The sequence below is a fragment of the Collinsella aerofaciens genome, from assembly GCF_018785265.1.
Lineage (GTDB): Bacteria > Actinomycetota > Coriobacteriia > Coriobacteriales > Coriobacteriaceae > Collinsella > Collinsella aerofaciens_AI.
The window spans coordinates 1-1,637 of sequence record NZ_WQPK01000043.1; the positions used below are offsets into that span (position 1 = coordinate 1).

The 1,637-nt window shown below is 57.2% G+C and carries 1 protein-coding gene; it reads left to right on the plus strand.

All coding sequences use genetic code 11. The features are described from left to right. Positions 1–172: 172 nt before the first annotated feature. A complete protein-coding gene (locus tag GPK42_RS07160) occupies positions 173–1,387 on the plus strand; it encodes an MFS transporter (RefSeq protein WP_215694540.1) in 1,215 nt (404 codons plus the stop codon). The last annotated feature ends 250 nt before the right edge of the window (positions 1,388–1,637 follow it).

The window sequence follows — 1,637 nt, forward strand, 5'->3', positions numbered from 1 at the left end:
AAGAAGATCAACCCCATGGTGCTGATCGTGGCCACCATGGTCGTGGGCATCATCGGCGCGTTCTTCGGCGTGCTGGCGTAAGGGCCCGGCTGCATAGATTTTCGTTGCAACCTGGAAAGGGGATGGAGCAGGCCTATGCCCTCCATCCCCTTTTTGTATAGAAGGAGTTCGTATGTTCGCGAAGGATCGCGAAGCAATGCGCCTGACGCCGGCAGAGGTCAGGCTGATTCTCATTGAGTCCCTGCAGTGGTGCGCCAACAACGCGGTCTACTTTTTGGGGCTTATCGGTGCGGCCACGTATGATCTGGCCGGCACGGCCTTTTTGGTTGCCGCCATTACGCTCGTGCGCAATCTTATGACGTCGGCGGGCAATATGGTGTCGGGCTCGGTCATCGATCGCTTTGGACCGCGCCGGACGTCATTTGTGACGTGCGTGATTACGGCTGTGCTATCGCTTGGCGTGGGGTTGGCGCCGCTGTCTGTCCCCGGGCTTGTGTTTGCCGCGTGCGTCTTGGGGCTTGCGGGCGGCTTTATCAACACCTGCACGCATGCGTTTCCGGGATACCTGGAGTCGACCACCGAGGGCCGTACCCGCGTGAACGGTCTCATGGTGTTCTACAGCAATATCGCCTATACCGCTGGCCCGCTGCTCGGCGGTGCCATCGTGAGCTGTTTTGCCACGCAATCGGTCTATCTGCTCATGGCGGGCATGATGGGCGTGGCGGCCGTGCTCTCCTTGGGCTGTCACGAGTGCGTTGTTCCCGCAAAAGGGGAAAAGCCGAAGGGCGGTATTCTGGGCGGCATGGCCGAGGGTGCGCGACTTACGTTTCGCGACCACGACCTGCGCCTCATCTTTATCTCGGGCTTTTTGGGATTCTTTGCGTTTGGCGCGTTTGATTCGCTTGAGTCGTTGTTCTACCGTGATGTGCTCAACGTGGATATCGTCTGGCTGGGCTGGCTGTCCTCGGTCGTGGGCCTCACTTCCTCGGTGGGCGCGTTCATCCTGACCAAGCTTTCTGCTCGCCATGTCAACCTACGATTGCTGCTCGGCGCGCTCATGGCCGTGGGCATTGGGTCCATGGTGTACGTGGGCACCGATATGCTGGGGGTCGCGATTGTCGGTCAGGCGATTAACGGTCTGGCCTGGGGATTCCTGGAACCGCTGCAGATGATCTTGATTCAGGAGCGCGCTGACATCAAATACCTGGGGCGCATTACCGGCTTTGTGCGTTTTGGCCTGATGAGCGCCGGCGTGCTGCCGCTGCTGGCGGCTCCGTTTTTGGCGGAGGCTTTGGGTGTCCAGACGGTACTGTTTGGGGCATCGACCATTATTGCGCTGGTAGGAACGCTGTTCTTTGTCACACAAGGGAGGCGCCAGAGGCGTTAGCTATACATTCAATTCTAATTTAATACCACTCACCAGAGAATTTCGACCGTTCACCGAGGATTGGAGCAGATTGATAAGTGGTATTAAAAACACATCAGGTGTATGCCTATAATTGGTATCGAAAAGAAACGCGATGTATAGAGTTGCGTGCAGGACAGAAAGGAAAAGCCATGAAGGAAACCGAGAAGATCGAGATCATGCATTTCGACCAGGAGGGCTATCTCGAGGACGGTAAGGCGCTCTACGAGAC

What these genes read in the sequence shown, in the direction of transcription:
- GPK42_RS07160 (WP_215694540.1), top strand. Translation starts at nt 173, where the DNA reads ATGTTCGCGAAGGATCGCGAAGCAATGCGCCTGACGCCGGCAGAGGTC.